Genomic DNA, 700 nt, shown 5'->3' with positions numbered 1-700 from the left:
ATTAGGTCCTGTTGACAAAGTGCTGCTGCCAATGCGAATCCTGCCGTCAGGGGGACGTCATGGCGATACTTAGGATTTATGATCTCAAAGAGAATGTCCTCGCGCTTGATCTCAGAGACTTACTGCGGCTTTTGACACCTCGATCTTTGCAGGCAAATTGGACAGTTTCGACCGTCAAGTCATCCAAACCTGGGCACGAATGGTTTGAGGCCACAGGTGACGGCGGCGAGCAACTGGAGGAGTTGGCGCAGGACGACGCCCGGCTTTCAGGCTCCGATCTAGCAGCCTTGGCCGAGAAGACGCAGCAGGTTATCTGGGGCGAGTTTGTCGGCTCCGGACCGATGCAGTCAGACAAGACATGGATTACGATCCGAGCCGTCGACAGCACATTCTACGAGATCGATACGGACGATGAGACGGTGCTGAGTAAGATCAGCTCGACCTACAAAGACGTCCGAACTGGGGAGGCTCCGGTTAGGTCATGGGTTTTGGACCATCCCGGTGAATGATGGCAGCCAGACGCGAACGGCAGCCAAAGCAAGGAAAGCAGCGAACGACCGTTCGGTTTTATCATAGCGGGTGGCTACGCGCCGAAACTGCTTGAGCTTGTTGAACAGGCGCTCGATACGGTTTCGATCCTTATAGGCCCGAAAGTCGCAGACGGGCGGCTCTTTTCGATTTGCCTTCGGCGGTATAACGG

General features: G+C 55.3%; 2 protein-coding genes. One reads left to right on the top strand and one right to left on the bottom strand.

Annotation, left to right across the window (positions count from 1 at the left end):
• The first annotated feature begins 59 nt into the window (after window positions 1-59).
• Window positions 60-509: a hypothetical protein gene (locus C6558_RS38885; protein ID WP_057208994.1), complete on the top strand. Its 450-nt coding sequence runs from the start codon at window positions 60-62 to the stop codon at window positions 507-509.
• On the opposite strand, the gene C6558_RS38880 is transcribed toward C6558_RS38885, so the two are convergent.
• Window positions 480-700 (bottom strand): transposase (locus tag C6558_RS38880; protein WP_146161000.1); only part of this gene is annotated, 221 nt, incomplete at its 5' end. The genes C6558_RS38885 and C6558_RS38880 overlap by 30 nt on opposite strands.

The organism is Ensifer sp. NM-2 (assembly GCF_003024455.1).
GTDB lineage: Bacteria > Pseudomonadota > Alphaproteobacteria > Rhizobiales > Rhizobiaceae > Ensifer > Ensifer canadensis.
Note: the sequence above shows the minus strand (reverse complement) of the source record. Positions and strands in the feature narration are given on the sequence as shown.